Raw genomic sequence first — 16,486 nt, 5'->3', positions numbered from 1 at the left:
GCGATGTGCCGTGGGCCCGTACGGACGTGCCGTGGGCCCGTACGCGCGACGCAGGGGCCGCCGGAAACGGGCGGTCAGCGGACCGGCGTTCCCTGCGGTTGCTGGGGGGCGATGCCCAGGGCCGTCGTGTACTTGGCCAGGGCGAGCTTGCCGATGGCCGGGTAGGGGCCGAGGGCCTCGGCGGCGGGGCAGCCCGCTTCCTTGGCCGCCTCCTCGATGAGCGAGGCGTCGATCTCCGGACCGATCAGGTACGGCGCCAGGGCAAGCTGCTGCGAGCCGGACGTGCGCAGCTGCTCGGCGACGGAGGCGATCGAGCCCTCCTGGTCGAGGGCCGCGGCCATCACCGGCACGGCGAGGCGCGCGGCGAGCAGCATGCCCGTGATGCCGGCGGCCTGCACGGCCTCGTCGCCGCCCACGGAGGCCAGGATGATGCCGTCCGCGGCGGTGGCCACCGTGAACAGGCGCGCGCGGTCCGCGCGGGCCAGGCCCGCCTCGGACAGGCGCACGTGCAGCGCCTCGGCGAGGAGGGGGTGCGGGCCGAGGGCGTCGGTCAGGTCGGCGGCGACCCGGCTGTCCATGACGGCCTGGCGGACCTGGCGCAGCAGTGCGCTGTCCGGCCCGGCCAGCAGCGGCACGACGACCGCGACGGGGCCGTCCGGCTCCTTGACGTCCAGCCCGGCGGCGAGGGCCTGCTCGTAGCGGGCGGTGCGCTCCTCACCGGCGTACGCCAGCACGGACTGGAGGCTGGGGAAGTCGCTGTCGTCCCCGTCGAGGTACCCGATGCGCGCGTCGAGGCCGGGAAGCTCCGAGCGGGCGATGCTCACGATCTCCTCGGCGAGGCCGCGGGTGGCGGCGCTCGGCGTGCCCGGCACGGCGAGGACGAGCGCGGGCGCGCCCTCGGGAGCCGCCAGGGGCTCGGGTCGGCGGTGCCGCCCGGGCTGGCGGGGGCGCGGCATTCGTACAGGCAGGCCGGACGCGGGCCCAGTGGGGGAGCTCATGGCGCCGCATGTTACTGGCTTCCTGGGCTCCCCTGTTCGGGGAGGGTGCAGGTGAGCGGTATCCGTCCGCTTTTGTCTGATGAGTTACGTACGGATCAGAAGTGATCAGCGTGTTTTCCGGGCGACTTGCCCGCGGAGGGGGTAATCCCCCTTTCGTGTCATGGTGTGCGGTTCACCACGTACAGCACGGTCTCGTCGTCCGGCAGCGTGAGCGTGCCCGCCGCCAGGTCGGCGGCGATCCGGATCGCGCCGTCCAGCGGATCGCCGGCGGCCGTTGTCCGCCGCGCGTGCGGCAGCCGCCGTGCCAGTTCCTCCTCCACGGGGGCGAGCAGGGCGTCGCCCAGCAGGAACAGACCGCCGGTCAGGGCCACTCGGGGCTCCCCGCCGGTCGGGCAGACGGCGGCGGCCGCGTCGGCCATGTGCCGGGCGGCCGCCCGCAGGATGCCGGCCGCGACCGGGTCGCCGGGTGCGCACGCGGCGACCTGCGGCGCGAACGAGGCGAGGACGGCCGGCCGGTCGGAGCGCGGGTAGAGCAGGCCGGGCAGGCCGGGCATCGGTCCGAACCGCTCCTCGGCACGGGTGAGGAGCGGCACGGAACCGCCGGGCCGGCCGTCGTGGGCGCGCAGGGCCGCCTCCAGCCCCGCCCGCCCGATCCAGGCGCCGCCGCCGCAGTCGCCCAGCAGGTGGCCCCAGCCGTCGGCCCGGTGCCACGCCGTCAGGTCCGTGCCGAGGGCGATCAGGCCGGTGCCGGCCGCGACCACGGCCCCGGGCCGGCACCCGAGGGCGCCGGCGTAGGCGGTGACGGCGTCGGCGGCGAGGGCGATGCCGCGCACGCCGAACTCCCGGGCGAGCGCGGCCGGGAGTTCGGCGCGCAGTGCCTCGCCCAGGGTGCCGAACCCGGCGGCGCCGACGGCCGCGGCGACGGGACGGCGGACGCCGGTCTCCGCCGTCAGGGCCCGGACCATGGGCGTCAACTGCTCCATCAGATGTGCCGGGTCGATGCCCCGCGCGTAGGTGCGCACCGGCACCCGGGAGGAGCGGCGCGCCGGCGCGCCGTGTCCGGCGGTGCCGAGGGCGACCCGCAGCCCGGAGCCGCCCGAGTCCACGGCGAGGACGCCGGGGGAGGGGCGCGGGCCGGCGGGATCGGTCACGGCAGGCGCCAGTCGACGGGGTGACCCCCCTGACGGATCAGCAGGTCGTTGGCGCGGCTGAAGGGGCGCGAGCCGAAGAAGCCCCGGTCCGCCGACATGGGGGACGGATGAGCCGACTCCACCGCGGGCAGATCGCCGAGCAGCGGGCGCAGATTGCGGGCGTCGCGGCCCCACAGGACGGACACCAGCGGCTTGCCGCGCGCGGCCAGTGCCCGGATCGCCTGCTCGGTGACCTCCTCCCAGCCCTTCCCGCGGTGCGCGCCCGGCTTGCGCGGGGCCGTGGTGAGCGCCCTGTTGAGCAGCAGCACCCCCTGCCGGGTCCAGGGCGTCAGATCGCCGTCGGACGGCTGGGGCAGGCCCAGGTCGGTGGTCAGCTCCCGGTAGATGTTGATCAGGCTGCCGGGCAGCGGCCGCACGTCCGGCGCGACCGAGAACGACAGGCCCACCGCGTGCGCGTGAGTTCCGAGATCCGGGGACCGGCGACGAGAGGCTGACAGCTTGTGATGGCCATGGCGGAGTGGCTTGATCACTGGATGCAACAGGCTCCCCTCCTTCCCGGCGACCGGTTGGGCGATCTACTGGGCCGGCTCGGTGACCTCGATGAGGAGCAAGAGTAGCGCCGGTTGCGGCGTCCGCGCGTGGGGGCGTCTGCGATCGTGCGGGAGCCCGGTGCCTGCCAGTAGGGTGACGCCGTGGCACCACGACCCTTGCATGAACTTGTTGAAGCAGGCTGGGCGAAGGCTCTTGAACCTGCGGCCGAACGTATCGCTGCGATGGGGGACTTCCTCCGGGCCGAGATAGCGGCCGGCCGGACGTACCTGCCGTCCGGAGCGAATGTCCTGCGGGCCTTTCAACAGCCTTTCGATGATGTTCGCGTCCTGATCGTCGGCCAGGATCCCTACCCCACACCGGGAATGGCCATCGGGTTGAGTTTCGCGGTCTCGCCCGAGGTGCGTTCGTTGCCGGGAAGCCTGGAGAACATCTTCCGGGAGATGCACTCCGACCTCGGGGTGCCCAGGCCGTCGAACGGCGATCTGACGCCCTGGACCCGGCAGGGGGTGCTGCTGCTCAACAGGGCGCTCACCACGGCCCCGCGCAAGCCGGGCGCGCACCGCGGGAAGGGCTGGGAGGAGGTCACCGAGCAGGCGATCCGGGCACTGGCCGCGCGCGGCAAGCCGCTGGTGTCCGTCCTGTGGGGCCGCGACGCCCGCAATCTGCGCCCGCTGCTGGGGGATCTTCCGGCGATCGAGTCGGCTCATCCGTCCCCCATGTCGGCGGACCGGGGTTTCTTCGGTTCGCGTCCGTTCAGCCGGGCCAACGACCTGCTGCTGCGGCAGGGTGCCCAGCCGGTGGACTGGCAACTTCCCTAGGCACGGCCCGCGTTGCTTCCTTGAGGTAGCGGTACCCGCGGGTGTCGGGGCCCAGGCGCAGCCGGATGCCGTCATCGTCGTCGGCTCGGGGGTGTGGGGTGTCCGGCAGCGAGATGCCGGGTTCTGCAGCCCGTCCGGTGCCCGAGCCGGGTGAGTGAGAGTTCTTGGAGCTGGTCGGTCCAGGCCCTACTCCAGTTCTGCCGCACGTCTCTTGAGGTCCTCGGCGAACGTGTCCCAGTCGGGTCCGAAGCACAGCAGGTCCGCGGCCGCCTCCCGGAGCAGTCGTGGGTCGTCAGGACGTTGCAGGCAAGCCAGGCGGTAGGCGAGATTCCGGGCCCAGGGCGGCAGGGCCATCCAGTCCTCGGCGAGGACGTCCCGGAGCATGGCGAGGATCTCGTCGGCCGTCGCGAACGTGAGCTTCTCGACGTAGTCACGGGCCGCTTCGTTGACCTGCTGGCTGTCGGCGCCGTCGATCGCCTGGCTGAGGCTCCTGGCCGCGTGGGTCGGATCGGGCATCTGTCGGTTCTCCTGAGGGGCTTCTTCTGGTTTCTTCCGGCGTCCCGCAGGGCCGGGGTGGTCGCGGGCGGTACGGGCGCCCAGACCTTAGCAGTCGATCCCGGCGCCGCCCGGGCGGCCGGTGCGGTGTCGGGACCGGGAACCGGTCGCTACGGGTTGAGCCAGTAGGTGGACAGTTGGTAGGCGCCATCGGGCCGCTGGATGACCCGGTAGCCGATGTCGTGCCCGTCGATCTGCACCGATCTGTCGAGTGGGCCGGTGAACCCGGGGCCGGGGCGGGGAACGACCCCGCCGTCCTTGATGTACGCGTACACGTCGGAGACGATCGCCTGTTCGATCTGGTCGGGCTTCAAGTCGGTGGTGCGCAGATCGTTCGTGGTTCCGTCGGGTCCGGTGTGGGCTCGGTCGTACCCGTGGCCGGTGTTGAAGTTCCACTGGTCGTCGCCCACCATGGCAGAGCGTTTGAGGTCCTGCCCTTCGCCCTTGGAGGTGTACTCGCCGATGGTCGGGCCGTCGCTGTTCGGGTACGGCGACAGTCCGAAGGGGTCGCAGACGGTGTGTGGGTTGGTCACGTAGGCGACCGGATTCGGCGCCGGTGAGAGCCCCAGCGGGTCCGGGGACGTGTAGCGGCCGGTCTCCGGGTCGTAGTGACGGAAGAGGTTGTAGTGGAGGCCGGTCTCCGGGTCGTAGTACTGGCCGGGGAAACGGAGCGGGGTGTAGGCCGTGCTGGAGCGGGACCAGGCAGTGGTTCCCCACAGAGTGGTGCGGGTGTGCCAGGCCACGTGCCCGGACTCGTCGACCAGTTCGGTGGGGCTGCCGATCAGGTCGGTGGCCACGGCGAAGAAGCGCCGGTCGATCTCCTCCTGGCGGGCGTCCGGGGTGAGGATGCGTTCGGTCTGCGCGAGGGGCACCAGGCCGCGGTGCTCCCAGGTGAGCGTCACCGGACGGGGCAGGTCGCCGGAGACGGTGGTCTGTTCGCAGAGGGTGAGGCCGTCCCAGGTGAAGCGGATCTCCTCCGCCACGGTCTCGCCGTCCGGCGCCAGCCGCTGCTTGGCGGTGCGCCGGCCCAGGGGATCGTAGCGGTAGCGCCAGCGGGTGCCGTCCGGGGTGACCACGGAGGTGAGGCGGTCCTCGGCGTCCCACGTGTAGCGCCAGGTGTCCGGTTTGCGGGAGAGCCGGGTCTTCTGGCGCAGGGTGACGCGGCCGAGGGCGTCGTGCTCGAAGCGGACGTCACCCGCACGCGTGAGGGTGGTGCCGGTGTAGGCGCGGGGGCCGGCGGCCTCGTGGCCGGGGTGCGAGTCGGGCCAGGCGGCCGAGGTCTGGTTGCCGCTCGCGTCGTAGGCGTACCGCTCGCTCCAGCCGCGCGCGTGGACGGCGGTGACCCGGCCGACCGGGTCGAGGTCGAAGGTGCGCGTCCCCGACGTCCGGTCGGACATCGCGGTGAGACGGCCGTCGGCGCGGTAGGTGTACGTACGCTCGTTGAGCGTGCGGGAACCGGCAGAGAGGTGCTGGGCGGACAGCCGGCCGGTCTCGTCCCAGGCGGAGGCCTGGCTGACGATGTCGTCGAAGACGCGTTCCACTTCGCGTCCGGCCGCGTCGTGGGTGAAGGTGATGTCGTGGCCGCCGGAGGACACCCGGGTGGGGCGGCCCGCGGCATCGTAGGCGTAGTTCGTGACCAGTCCCGTGGGGGTGGCGCGACGGATCCGGCGGCTGGCGGCGTCGTAGGCGTGGTCCAGGGCGCGGCCGTCGACGAGTTCGGTCCTCAAGCGGCCGCACCGGTCGTAGCGGCGCACCAGTTCGCTGTCCGGACTCGATGCCTGGACAAGGCGTCCGGCGCGGTCGTAGGTGTGGACGGTGACCCGGCCCGCGACCTCCTTGCGGACCAACCGGCCGAGCTCGTCGTACGTGTACGCGGCCACGCCGCCGAGGTGATCGGTCCGGGTGATGAGCTGTCCGGCGGCGTCGAGGCCGTAGGTGAGGGTGCGGCCGTCGAAGTCGGTCTCGGAGACGAGTCGGCCGACCCGGTCGTACCCGTACGTCCAGGCGAGTCCCTGCGGGTCGGTGACCCGGGTGAGCCGCAGGCCGGCGTCGTGCTCGAACTCGTACCGTGCGCCGTCCGGCTGGGTGCGGGCGGAGAGGAGGTCGAAGTGGGTGTACTCGAAGCGGGACACCCCGCCCGCCGCGTCGGTATGGGTGAGGCAGTTGCCCTCGCCGTCGTAGGTCCACGACTCGGTGGCGCCGTTGGGGCCCATGCGCCGGGCGAGCTGCCCGTCGGCGTGCCACTCCAGGCGGGTGACGGCGCCCACCGGATCGGAGATACGGACCAGACGGCCGAGGGCGTCGCGTTCCAATCGGGTGGTGCCGCCGGCCGGGTCGGTCACCTGAACCGGGCGGCCGGCGGCATCGCAGCACACGACGGTGGTGGCTCCCAGGGCATCGGTGACGGACGTCAGGAGACCGGATTCGTCGTAGGCGTGGCGGGTGGTGCGGCCGGCCGGATCGGTGAGCGCCGTGCGGTTGCCCCGCTCGTCGAACTCCTGGAGCCATCGGGCGCCGTCCGGGTCGTGACGCTCCGTGGGCAGGCCGGACGGGCCGCGTGTGACACGGAGCTCGGTGCCGTCGGGGCGGGTGACCGTGACGAGTCGGCTTTCCTCGTCGTAGGAGTACGCGGTGGTGCGGCCCAGTGGGTCCGTGCGGGTCAGCAGGTTGCCGCGGGAGTCGTGGGTGAATCGGGTGGTGTGGCCGAGGGGGTCGGTGGTGGCCAGGACGCGGCAGCCCGCACCGATCAGGTGGCGGGTCGTGTGCCCCTCGGCGGTGGTGAGGGTGGTGGTGCGGTGGCTGGTCTCGGGATCCGGTTCGGTGTAGGTCAGGGTGATCTGGACGTGGCCGGCCTCGCCGCCCTCGGCGACGACCCGGTCGCGGTCGTCGTAGACGTAGTCGTAGCGGCTTCCGTTGGAGTCGATCCAGGCGATGACGCGGCAGCGGTCGTCGTAGAGGAAGGTGGTGGTGGCACCCGACGGCTTCGTGACGGTGGTGAGGTTGCCGTCCTCGTGGCCGTAGCCCATCAGGGGCAGATCCGCGCTTCCCTCTCCCGCACCGGCCAGGAAGAGCCCGGTGACCCGGCCGTCGGCGGTGGTCAGCTTCACCTGGTGGCCTGCCGAGTGGATCAGTGCCAGCGGCAGGCCGTCCTCGGTGCGGTCGACGGTGATGGTGTGGCCGTTGGGTTCGGTGATGCCGGTCAGCCAGGCGGCTCCGTCGCCACCCGGTTCGCTGCCGGGAGGGGCGGTGAAGTGGCGGGTCAGGCCGGTGTCGGGGTCGGTGACGGTGTAGTCGCCGTGCCCGTCCCGGGCCAGGAGGGCGCGGGAGGCGCCCGTCTCCGGCCGGGTGGGGTCGCCGGGTACTGGGTGCGGATAGGTGATCAGCAGGCCGTCGGCGGTGACATGGACGACTCCGACGGCATCGATCTCCAGCCGCTCGTCGACCGTGGACGACCAGGAGGGTCCCAGAAAGCGGCCGATCGTGAGGCCGGACTCGGTACGACGGGTGAAGACCAGCGGCAGGACACCGGCGATCTCCACATCGGTCTGGGGCAGGAACATCCGGCCCGTTGCGAGGTCCACCGGGTCGGAGCCGTCGGTGGTGCGCTCCCCGTCCACACGGTTGTGGGTTCCCTCCGGGGCGTCGTCGAGCAGCCTGCGCGCCCGTGCGAGGTCGGCCGCCTCCTCGGCGATCCGCACGCCCTTCACCGCGGCGCCGCCTCCGCCGGTGGCCACGGTCAGCGCGACGTCGGGCAGTAGACGGCCGAAGCCCTCGGCCGGGTCCTTCATGAAGTCGCTGATCATCTGCTTGCCGGTGCCCACCGGGTCGTTGGCGGCGACCACCAGCCCCGCGGCCAGACTGTTGAGGGACATCGCGTACTCGGCCGGGTGCGTGATGTTGTACGGGTCCATGGGGTCGACCGAGCGGACGAAGTTCAGGATGCCGGCCGTGCCCTTGATGAGGCCGCCCTCGACATGGTCACCCATGATCTTCAGCTCCTGGATGCCGTCGCCCAACTGCTCGGTGTAGGACGGCTTCTTCGGCGCCAGGTCACGGGCGGCCCGGATCGCGGAACGCGCGGTCTCCGCCGCCGCATTCCGCTGCTTGCGGGCCTCGGCGAGGATGTCCTGCGCATCCTGCATCAGCTTCTTGCCGGGGTCGTCGAACGTGTCGGCAGGGCAAGGCGGGAGCGCGGACGGGTCACGCTTGTCAGCGGGCTGGGCGTAGGAACGATCGACCGCGCTCTGGTAGTCGTCGACCTTCCTGCGATGGGCGTCGGCGGCCTTCTCAGAAGCCTTGACCCCCTCCTTCCACGTGTCGATCGCCGTCTGCGCCTGCCCCTGCGCCCAGGTGACCGTACCGGCGAACGCCTCCAGCGCTGTGGCCGCCTTCTCACAGGCGTCGGCACCGGTGAACCACTTGGGCGGCTGGGTGCTCACCGCAGTGCGCAGCGCCTCGGCCGTCTCGCCCTTGAGCCCGGACGAGTCGAGGCCCCTGAGACCGTCGCCGGCATCGTCGAGGGACTTTCGGAAGCCGCGGAGTTTCTCGGCGGTGGAGCGGATCTCGTCCGGGCTGCCGTAGATCAGTTCGGTCTTGTCCTCGGTCTGCCCGAGATCCATCTCGTCGACCTCGGCGCCCAACCGGTTGGCGACCGAACGTGACTGCTCGCGCACCCAGTCCGCGCCCGACTCCCAGCCGACGTCGTCCAGACGGTCGGCCGTCCAGTTCCCGGCGTCCTCGACCCGGCTGCCGACCCACTCGACGCCGTCCTCGACCACGTCCTCGACCGAGTCGGGCGTGATGTCACTGATGAAGTCGCCGATACCCACGGTCAGTTCTCCCCGGACTCACCCTGCTGCCGCGCCTGCTGGGCGCGCTCCTCCGGCGACGGGCCGAAGGTCTCGTCCAGCGCCTGGCTCCACTGGTCGTCGGAGATGCCCAGCGCGTCGTTGACCATCTGCGACCGCTGGCCGCCTTGGCCCTCGGTGAGAACCGTGCGGCCGGTGTCCTTCCAGGTCTGCGTGATGTCCTGATCGGCCTTGTCGAACGACTCGGCGCTCCACTCCGGGTCGAGGAAGTCCGGCGTGAACACATCGCCCCAGTCCTGCTGGGCGATCTCCTCCTCGCCGGCATGCGGATTGCCGCCCATCACGGAGTTGACACCCACCTTCAGCGCGCCCGCGACGTACTGGTCGTTCTCCCACTGGGTGCCCGCCGCCAGGCCGAGGCGGTTCGCGAGCGCGCTGGCGTCGCTCACCAGGGCGCGCACTCCCCACTCCCAGCGCTCGCAGAAGTCCTCGAAGTCGACCGAGAGGCCGTGGTGCCCGGCCTCCATCCCGGTCATCGCCAGCTCCGAGAAGCCCTTTCCCATCACCGAACCGGTGGCACCACCGAGTTCACCGAGCTGGTCGATGGTCGCGCCCACGCCCTGCGTGAACTTGGCCACGGCCTCCGTGCCGAGATGCAGGTCCGCACCGTCACCACCCATGCCCGCGCCCCTCGCCCGACCGACCGGCATCGACGGCGACCGTGTCCGGGACGATGCCGACGGCTGGCGGGAAGAACATCGACCCGTCCTCCGTGGCGATGTCCACGGCGAGACCGGCGGGCTCGTCCAGCGACGGCACGACCTCGTCCACGACACGCGCGCCCAACAGCGCCGCGTAGTCCATGGGCTGACCACCTGACCCGTGCCGCAGGGCGAACCGTGCCAGCGCGGCCTCGTCGGTGAACCCGCAGATCCACCGCACACCGCCCGAACGCACCGACCACAGCCCTCCATGGGCCGTCGGCACCAGCAGGACCGAGCGTCTCATCTCACCGACCAGTGCCCGAGGGTCACCGACTCCCCTTCTCCGCTCGGCGATCCGCTCGGCCAGCGCCGTCCTTGCCTGCTCCACGGCCCCTCCCCCGTCGTACGTGGTTGATGACACCGTAGATCACGACGCGTGGGAAGGCGCGAGTGGTGCTCACGGAGGCTCACCCCGGCCGGCAGGCAAAGCGTCCGGCCACCGGGCAGACAGCCGATAGGGCTGACGAGCACCTGGCGAACGCTTCCTGTCACGTGCTCGGATGCAGGGACGGAAGACCCACCCTCTGATCTATTCGGCCGGGCTCGGGGACTCCAACGGTTCGGCGGCGCACACGGAGAAGTAGCTCCCACCGGTGTGTCCCGGTGTCGGGTAGGGGGCCTGCCCGACGATCAGGACGCGGACCTCGTCGAAGGGACCCTACTGCCGTACGGCTTACGGCGGCGGCAGGGCTCACCCGACCACCGCGGCGCGCACGCACAGCACGTCGGGCAGGTGGGAGGCCAACTGCCGCCAGGTGTCCCCGTCGTCGGCCGACGCGAACACCTCGCCGTTGCGATTGCCGAAGTAGACGCCCGCCGGGTCCGCGTCGTCCGTGCAGAGCGCGTCGCGCAGCACGGTGCCGTAGTGGTCCTCCTGCGGAAGTCCCGCCGACAGCGGCTCCCAGCTCCTGCCCGCGTCCGCCGTGCGGAAGACCCGGCAGCGGTGGCCGGCGGGCACCCGGTCCGCGTCGGCGTTGATCGGGAAGACGTACGCCGTGTCGCCCCGGCGGGGGTGTGCGGCGGCGGCGAATCCGAAGGTGGAGGGCAGTCCCTCGCCGATGTCGGTCCAGTGCGCGCCGGCGTCGTCGCTGCGGTACACGCCCCAGTGGTTCTGCAGGTACAGGCGGTCGGGGGTGGCCGCGTCCCGCGCGACCTTGTGCACGCACTGCCCGAACTCGGGGTTCGGGTCCGGCAGGAACACCGCGGAGACACCGGAGTTGGACGGTGTCCAGCTCGCGCCGCCGTCGGTGGTGCGGAACACGCCCGCCGCCGACACCGCCACCGTGACCGCCCTCGGGTCGCGCCGGTCGGTGAGCACCGTGTGCAGCCCCTCACCGCCGCCGCCCGGCACCCACCGGGACCGCGTCGGGTGCTCCCACAGAGGGCGGACCAGCTCGAAGCTCTCCCCGCGGTCCTCGGAGCGGTACAGCGCGGCCGGTTCCGTGCCCGCGTACACCACGTCCGGCTCGGCGGCCGCCGGGTGCAGCTGCCAGACCCGCTCCAGCGAGGCCTCGGTGTCCGGCGGGAACTTCACGGCCGGCCGTGCCGGTTCGGTCCAGGTCCGGCCGAGGTCGTCGGAGTGGAACACCGACGGGCCCCAGTGGGCGCTGTCACCACCGGCGAGCAGCCGCGGCCGGTCACCGCGGGTGTCGATGGCCACCGAGTAGATCGCCTGCGCGTTGAAACAGGGGGATGCGTCGAACTCCCATGTGCCCGTGCGTCTGCGCCCGATGAACAGGCCCTTGCGCGTGCCCACGGCGAGCAGTACCTCGGTCATGCCGGTCACCTCCGCTGTGCTGGACGGGACGGCGCTGTCCCAGCCAACGGCCAGTCTGCACCCCGCCACTGACAGTCACCTCCGGAAGCGGCGTCGCCGCAGGTCACGTCGGCGGTGATGGCCCCCGGGGCGCCGCCCGCCGGAGGGTACGGGGCGCCGCTTCGATGAGGAGGTCCCGCCTCGAGGGGCACGGTCGTGCGGCACGGCCCTGGTGCGTGTCCCAGGGCAGATGGCCTGGTCAGAGCCCGTCCGTCACAGCGTCCGCTCGTCAGAGCCCGCCCGTCGGTGCCCGCTCCAGGATGCCGTCGAGGTCGGCGCCGTCGGGGAGGGTGCCGAAGGCGTACCCCCGGTCGCCGCCGAGCCGGGTGGCGCAGAAGGCACGGCCCGGGCCCTGCTCGCGCACATCGCGCGGGCCGAACGGCCCGCCGACCGCTTCACCGCCCACGCGGCCGCCGTACGGCACCTGCTCGCCGACCCCGTCCTGCCGCCCGAACTCCTGCCCGCCGACTGGCCGGGCGCCGCTCTGCGCGCCGCGTACACCGCCTACCGGCGGGAGCTGACGGAAGCGGTCCACGGGCGGACGCCCGTCCGACCGGCCGCGCCCGGCTGAGGCAGCCCGGCAGCCCGGCAGCCCGGCAGGCCGGCAGGCCGGCAGGCCGGCAGGCCGGGCAAGAGCCCGCCGCCGACGGCGACGGGCTCTCCCGCGACTGCTCCGGGCGGACGGCCTAGGCGACCTCCTCCCGGGACTTCCCGACGCCCGCGTCGGCGCCGCCGTCCGCCCGCGCAGCCGTCGACACAGCCGTCGACGCAGTCGTCGACCCAGCTGTCGACCCAGTCGTCGACGCGTCCGCCTCGGCGGCCGGCGGACCGCTCTTGCCGGGGAGGTGGTTGAAGAGCAGGTTCAGGACGATCGCGGTCACGCAGCCCGCGCTGATCCCGCTGTTCATCACCGTCTGGAACCAGTCGGGGAACTTCTCGTAGAGCGTCGGGACGCCGACCGGCAGCACGCCCATCGCCACCGACACGGCCACCACCGTCAGGTTGTGGTTGCCCTTGAAGTCGACCTCGGCCAGGGTGCGCAGCCCGCTCGCCGTGACCGTGCCGAACATGACCAGGCCCGCGCCGCCCAGGACGGGCGCCGGGATCGCCGCGACCACCGCGCCCAGCTTCGGCAGCAGACCGAGCAGGACGAGGATGCCGCCGGCCGCGGCGACCACCCAGCGGCTGCGCACCCGGGTCATGCCGACCAGACCCACGTTCTGCGCGTACGCCGTGTACGGGAAGGTGTTGAAGACACCGCCGAGGACGGTCGACAGACCGTCGGCGCGCAGACCGTCCGCGAGGGAGCGCGGCTCCACCTTGCGGCCCGTCATCTCGCCGACCGCGATCAGGTCACCCGTCGTCTCGGTCATCGTCACCAGGGCCACCACCAGCATCGAGATGATCGCCGACGCCTCGAAGACGGGCGCCCCGAAGTGGAACGGCGTGCTGATCCCGACCCAGTCGGCGTCCGAGACCCCGCCGAAGTCCGTGAAGCCGAAGGGGACGGCGACCGCGAGGCCCACCGCTATGCCGATCAGCACCGCCACCCGGCTGAGGAAGGCGGGCGCGAACCGCTGCACCCCGAGCACCACCGCCAGCACGAACGCGGCGAGCGCGATGTTCCTCGGCTCCCCGAAGTCCTCCGCACCGGCGCCGCCCGCCACCCAGTTGCCCGCGACCGGCAGCAGCGAGATGCCGATGACCAGGATCACCGTGCCGGTGACGAGCGGTGGGAAGAACCGGAGGAGCCGGCCGAACACCGGTGCCAGCAGCACGATCGCGAGTCCCGCGACGATCACCGAGCCGTAGATCGCGGGCAGTCCGCCGCCCGTCGTCCCGATCAGCACCATCGGCGACACGGCCGCGAACGTACAGCCCTGCATGATCGGCAGCCGTACGCCGAAGCGCCAGAACCCCACGCACTGGATGAGCGTGGCGATGCCGCAGATCAGCAGGTCCGCGGTGATCAGGTACGCCAGGTCGGCGGGCGACAGCTTCATCGCCCCGCCCACGATCAGCGGTACGGCCACCGCGCCGGCGTACATCGCGAGCACGTGCTGCAGGCCGAAGGCGGCCAACTGCCGTGCGGGGGGCACTTCGTCGACGGGGTGGACGGGTGGGGGCGTGGGCATGGGCACTCCAAGGCGGCGAGGGAGGGCGGGCTTGAGGGGGTGGCGACATCCGGACAGCACGAGACCGTACGAGCCTTAAACAGTTTGTTGATTTCACCGGTGTTGCCGGTGTGTGTCCTGCCCGCCGGACCCGGCCGTGCCCGCCGCCGCCCGCAGGGCCGCCCAGTCCGGCAGCTTCACCACGCCCCGCCCCAGGGAGGCCCCCAGCTCCGCCTCGGCGCGCTCGATGGCCAGCCATCCCGCCCACTCGACCGGCTCCGCCCCGGCGGCCCGCAACAGGGCGAGCGGCTCCCCGAGTTCCCGCCGCAGCAGGACGGGGGCGTCCTCCACCAGGGACGTCACCGTCTCCTTCGCGCACGGCCGGTTGGTGCCGATGACACCCGTCGGGCCCCGCTTGATCCAGCCGGCCACGTACTCGCCCGGCGCCACGGCGCCGTCGCGCAGCACCCGTCCGGCGAGATGCGGCACCGTACCCCGCTCCGCGTCGAACGGCAGCCCCTCCAGCGGTACTCCGCGGTAGCCCACCGACCGCAGCACCAACTGTGCGTCGACGTCCTCGTGCACGCCGGTTCCCGTCACCCCGCCGAGCCCGTCGGGAGCGGTGCGTTCGCAGCGCACCGCGCGCACCCGGCCGCCGGCCGCGAGGAGTTCGACGGGCCGCAGGAAGAAGCGCAGCCGGATCCGGCGCCGCAGGCCCCGTGGCGGCGCGGCCGCCCAGCCGCGCAGCACCTCGATGTTGCGGCGCTGCGCCGCCGGCAGGGCGGACGGGTCGCGGTACGCGGGGTCCAGCGCCAGCTCCGCCTCGTCGACCATCACATCGGTGTCCGGCAGACCGCCCAGCTCCCGCAACTCCTTGGTGGTGAACCGCGCCTGCGAGGGGCCGCGCCGCCCGACCATGTGGATCTCGGTCACCTCGCTCGCGGCCAGGGCCGCCAGCGCCGCCTGCGGCATGTCGGTGGCGGTCAGCTCCGCCGCGCCCCGGGCCAGGATCCGCGTGACGTCCACCGCGACGTTCCCCACGCCGATCACCACGGCCGAGCGGGCACCCGACAGGCAGCCGTCGACGACGGCGTCCGGGTGGGCGCTGTACCAGGCCACGAAGTCGGTCGCCGACCAACTGCCGGCCAGGTCCTCCCCGGGGATCCCCAGCCGTCGGTCCGCCGCGGCGCCGACGCAGTACACGACCGCGTGGTACACCTCCCGCAGCCGCTCGACGGGCACCCCGCCCGCCCCGACCCGCACCCCGCCGAGGAAGCGCACCCGCTCGTGCTCCAGCACCGTGCGCAGGTTCTGCTGGAGCGATTTGATCTTCTCGTGGTCCGGGGCGACGCCGTACCGCACCAGCCCGTACGGGCACGGCAGCCGGTCCAGGACGTCCACGAGCACCTCGGGGTCCTGCTGGACCAGGCTCTGGGCGGTGTAGACCCCACTCGGCCCGGAGCCGACGACGGCGACACGGAGCACGGCCGAACTCCTTACCCCCGGCAGGCGCAGGAGAGCGCTGACGCTTCCAGCATGGCACCGCTCCCGCCGCGCAGACAGGTACCGGACGCCGAGGACACGCGCGTGTCGGCCTGCGAGGGGGGTGATCGCGCGGTTACGCGGCGTGCGGGCTGGGCGGGTCGTTTCTTCGCGGCGTGCGGCGTGCGGCGTGCGGCGTGCGGCACGGGCCCACGGGCCACGCGCCACGGGGCACAGGCCCCCGGACTGCGCGCCACGGGCCACCGGTCCCCGGGCTATGCGCCACGGCCCACGGCCCACGGCTCACGGGCCCCCGGGCCACGGCACGCGCCGGGGCTACGGCGGCACGGGGGCTCACGGGCCACAGGCCCCCGGGCTACGCGCTACGCGCCATGGCCCACGGGCCCCGGCACGGCACGCGCCATGGCCCACGAGCCACGAGCCACGGGCCTCATGGACCACGGACCTCATGGGCCACGGCCCCCGGCCCCCGAGCCACGCGCCACGGCCCCCGGCCCCCGAGCCCCGGCCCCCCGAGCCACGCTCCCCGGCCCACGCCGGCACGGCCCGCGTGCCACAAACTGCACGCTTCTGCGGCGAAGGCATGCGGGCCCGGCCGGTGCCGTCCCCCGTCGGCCGGCCGTCCCCCCCCGCCCCCCCGCCGGCCCGGCGGGGGACGGCGGGCCGGCGGGTCACAGCATCGCCCTCATCCGCGTGATCTCCGTCGTCTGCTCCGCCACCACGTCGTCCGCCATCTCCTCGACGCGGATGTTGTTCCCCTGCGCCTTGACGTCCGCGGCCATGGTGAGCGCGCCCTCGTGATGGGTGATCATCAGGGTGAGGAAGAGCTCGTCGAAGGCCTTGCCGCGGGCCGCCCGCAGCTTCCCCATCTGCGCCTCCGTGGCCATCCCGGGCATCGCGGTGTGATCGTGCCCGCCGTCCGCCGCGCTTCCGTTCCCCGCCGTGCTCCCCGGGCTCGCGCCGTCCGCCGTGCTCCCGTCGTCCTCCCCGTGGGCCGACAGCCAGCTCCGCAGGGCCTCGATCTCCGGCCCCTGGGTGGCGGCGATGCGCGAGGCCAGCGCCTTGACCTGCGCCGAGTTCGCCTGCTTCGGTGCGAGGGCGGTCATCTCCAGGGCCTGGCCGTGGTGCTCGATCATCATGCGGGCGAAGGAGACGTCCGCCGAGTTCGGGGTGTCGTCCTCGGCGCGCTGCTCCGCGGCGTCCTCGGCGGACAGCGTCCGGTTCTCCTCGCCCGGCTTCCCCGGCACGAGCACCGAGGGTCCGCCCGCCCCCTCGGGCGTGCCGTCCGTCCCGGAGTCGCAGCCCGCGAGGACGAGACAGCCCGCGAGGACGAGCGCCGGCAGCGAGGCACGGGTGAGGGACGCGCGGCGGAAGAGCACAACGACCTCCTGTCGTGGCGGGTCTGAC

At 73.0% G+C, this 16,486-nt stretch carries 11 protein-coding genes and 3 pseudogenes; 2 read left to right on the top strand and 12 right to left on the bottom strand.

Annotated elements, in window-relative coordinates; all coding sequences use genetic code 11:
• Positions 1–74: 74 nt before the first annotated feature.
• From ACZ3KJ_RS18700 to ACZ3KJ_RS18690, 3 genes and pseudogenes are all read right to left on the bottom strand, one after another.
• Positions 75–998 (bottom strand): sirohydrochlorin chelatase, encoded by a 924-nt coding sequence (locus ACZ3KJ_RS18700; RefSeq protein ID WP_467528216.1) that lies wholly within the window; start codon positions 996–998, stop codon positions 75–77.
• A 158-nt stretch (positions 999–1,156) separates the two neighbouring features.
• Positions 1,157–2,149, bottom strand: a complete 993-nt coding sequence (locus ACZ3KJ_RS18695) for an N-acetylglucosamine kinase (RefSeq protein ID WP_467528214.1) — start codon at positions 2,147–2,149, stop codon at positions 1,157–1,159.
• Positions 2,146–2,610, bottom strand: a pseudogene (locus ACZ3KJ_RS18690) (uracil-DNA glycosylase); the annotation flags it as partial. The gene ACZ3KJ_RS18695 and the pseudogene ACZ3KJ_RS18690, both read right to left, overlap by 4 nt.
• Before the next feature lie 231 nt (positions 2,611–2,841).
• Between ACZ3KJ_RS18690 and ACZ3KJ_RS18685 the strand changes: the two are divergent.
• On the top strand, positions 2,842–3,519 hold the full coding sequence (locus ACZ3KJ_RS18685; RefSeq protein WP_467528213.1) for a uracil-DNA glycosylase: 678 nt from the start codon (positions 2,842–2,844) through the stop codon (positions 3,517–3,519).
• Positions 3,520–3,705: 186 nt separating this feature from the next.
• On the opposite strand, the gene ACZ3KJ_RS18680 is transcribed toward ACZ3KJ_RS18685, so the two are convergent.
• The 6 genes and pseudogenes from ACZ3KJ_RS18680 to ACZ3KJ_RS18655 form a co-directional block, all read right to left on the bottom strand.
• Positions 3,706–4,035 (bottom strand): hypothetical protein, encoded by a 330-nt coding sequence (locus ACZ3KJ_RS18680; RefSeq protein ID WP_467528211.1) that lies wholly within the window; start codon positions 4,033–4,035, stop codon positions 3,706–3,708.
• Positions 4,036–4,184: 149 nt separating this feature from the next.
• The gene (locus tag ACZ3KJ_RS18675) at positions 4,185–8,903 is read right to left on the bottom strand and encodes a putative T7SS-secreted protein (protein WP_467528210.1); all 4,719 of its coding nucleotides are present in this window, start codon (positions 8,901–8,903) and stop codon (positions 4,185–4,187) included.
• Between the two features lie 2 nt (positions 8,904–8,905).
• Positions 8,906–9,562: a hypothetical protein gene (locus ACZ3KJ_RS18670; protein WP_467528208.1), complete on the bottom strand. Its 657-nt coding sequence runs from the start codon at positions 9,560–9,562 to the stop codon at positions 8,906–8,908.
• Complete coding sequence (locus ACZ3KJ_RS18665) at positions 9,552–9,974, bottom strand: hypothetical protein (protein ID WP_467528207.1); 423 nt, start codon at positions 9,972–9,974, stop codon at positions 9,552–9,554. The genes ACZ3KJ_RS18670 and ACZ3KJ_RS18665 overlap by 11 nt, the downstream gene beginning before the upstream one ends.
• A 243-nt stretch (positions 9,975–10,217) precedes the next feature.
• Positions 10,218–10,301 (bottom strand): annotated as a pseudogene (locus tag ACZ3KJ_RS18660) (uracil-DNA glycosylase); the annotation flags it as partial.
• A 36-nt stretch (positions 10,302–10,337) separates the two neighbouring features.
• Complete coding sequence (locus tag ACZ3KJ_RS18655; RefSeq protein WP_467528205.1) at positions 10,338–11,492, bottom strand: WD40/YVTN/BNR-like repeat-containing protein; 1,155 nt, start codon at positions 11,490–11,492, stop codon at positions 10,338–10,340.
• A gap of 310 nt (positions 11,493–11,802) precedes the next feature.
• Between ACZ3KJ_RS18655 and ACZ3KJ_RS18650 the strand changes: the two are divergent.
• Positions 11,803–12,033, top strand: a pseudogene (locus tag ACZ3KJ_RS18650) (PaaX family transcriptional regulator C-terminal domain-containing protein); the annotation flags it as partial.
• Positions 12,034–12,148: 115 nt separating this feature from the next.
• Here the strand turns inward: ACZ3KJ_RS18650 and ACZ3KJ_RS18645 are convergent.
• The 3 genes from ACZ3KJ_RS18645 to ACZ3KJ_RS18635 all read right to left on the bottom strand — a co-directional run bounded on the left by ACZ3KJ_RS18645 (position 12,149) and on the right by ACZ3KJ_RS18635 (position 16,458).
• A complete protein-coding gene (locus tag ACZ3KJ_RS18645; RefSeq protein WP_467528203.1) occupies positions 12,149–13,597 on the bottom strand; it encodes a nucleobase:cation symporter-2 family protein in 1,449 nt (482 codons plus the stop codon).
• A gap of 93 nt (positions 13,598–13,690) precedes the next feature.
• Complete coding sequence (locus ACZ3KJ_RS18640) at positions 13,691–15,061, bottom strand: FAD-dependent oxidoreductase (RefSeq protein WP_467528202.1); 1,371 nt, start codon at positions 15,059–15,061, stop codon at positions 13,691–13,693.
• 689 nt (positions 15,062–15,750) lie between these two features.
• Positions 15,751–16,458 (bottom strand): DUF305 domain-containing protein, encoded by a 708-nt coding sequence (locus ACZ3KJ_RS18635; RefSeq protein ID WP_467528201.1) that lies wholly within the window; start codon positions 16,456–16,458, stop codon positions 15,751–15,753.
• Positions 16,459–16,486 lie beyond the last annotated feature (28 nt).

The organism is Streptomyces sp. NPDC003248 (genome assembly GCF_055563235.1).
The sequence above is the reverse complement of the archived record's forward strand: the minus strand, read 5'-3'. Positions and strand labels throughout refer to the sequence as shown.

Bases quoted from the DNA above. Each gene is read 5' to 3' on its own strand.
- ACZ3KJ_RS18700 (WP_467528216.1), bottom strand. From the start codon at position 998: ATGAGCTCCCCCACTGGGCCCGCGTCCGGCCTGCCTGTACGAATGCCG.
- ACZ3KJ_RS18680 (WP_467528211.1), bottom strand. From the start codon at position 4,035: ATGCCCGATCCGACCCACGCGGCCAGGAGCCTCAGCCAGGCGATCGAC.
- ACZ3KJ_RS18670 (WP_467528208.1), bottom strand. From the start codon at position 9,562: ATGGGTGGTGACGGTGCGGACCTGCATCTCGGCACGGAGGCCGTGGCC.
- ACZ3KJ_RS18645 (WP_467528203.1), bottom strand. From the start codon at position 13,597: ATGCCCACGCCCCCACCCGTCCACCCCGTCGACGAAGTGCCCCCCGCA.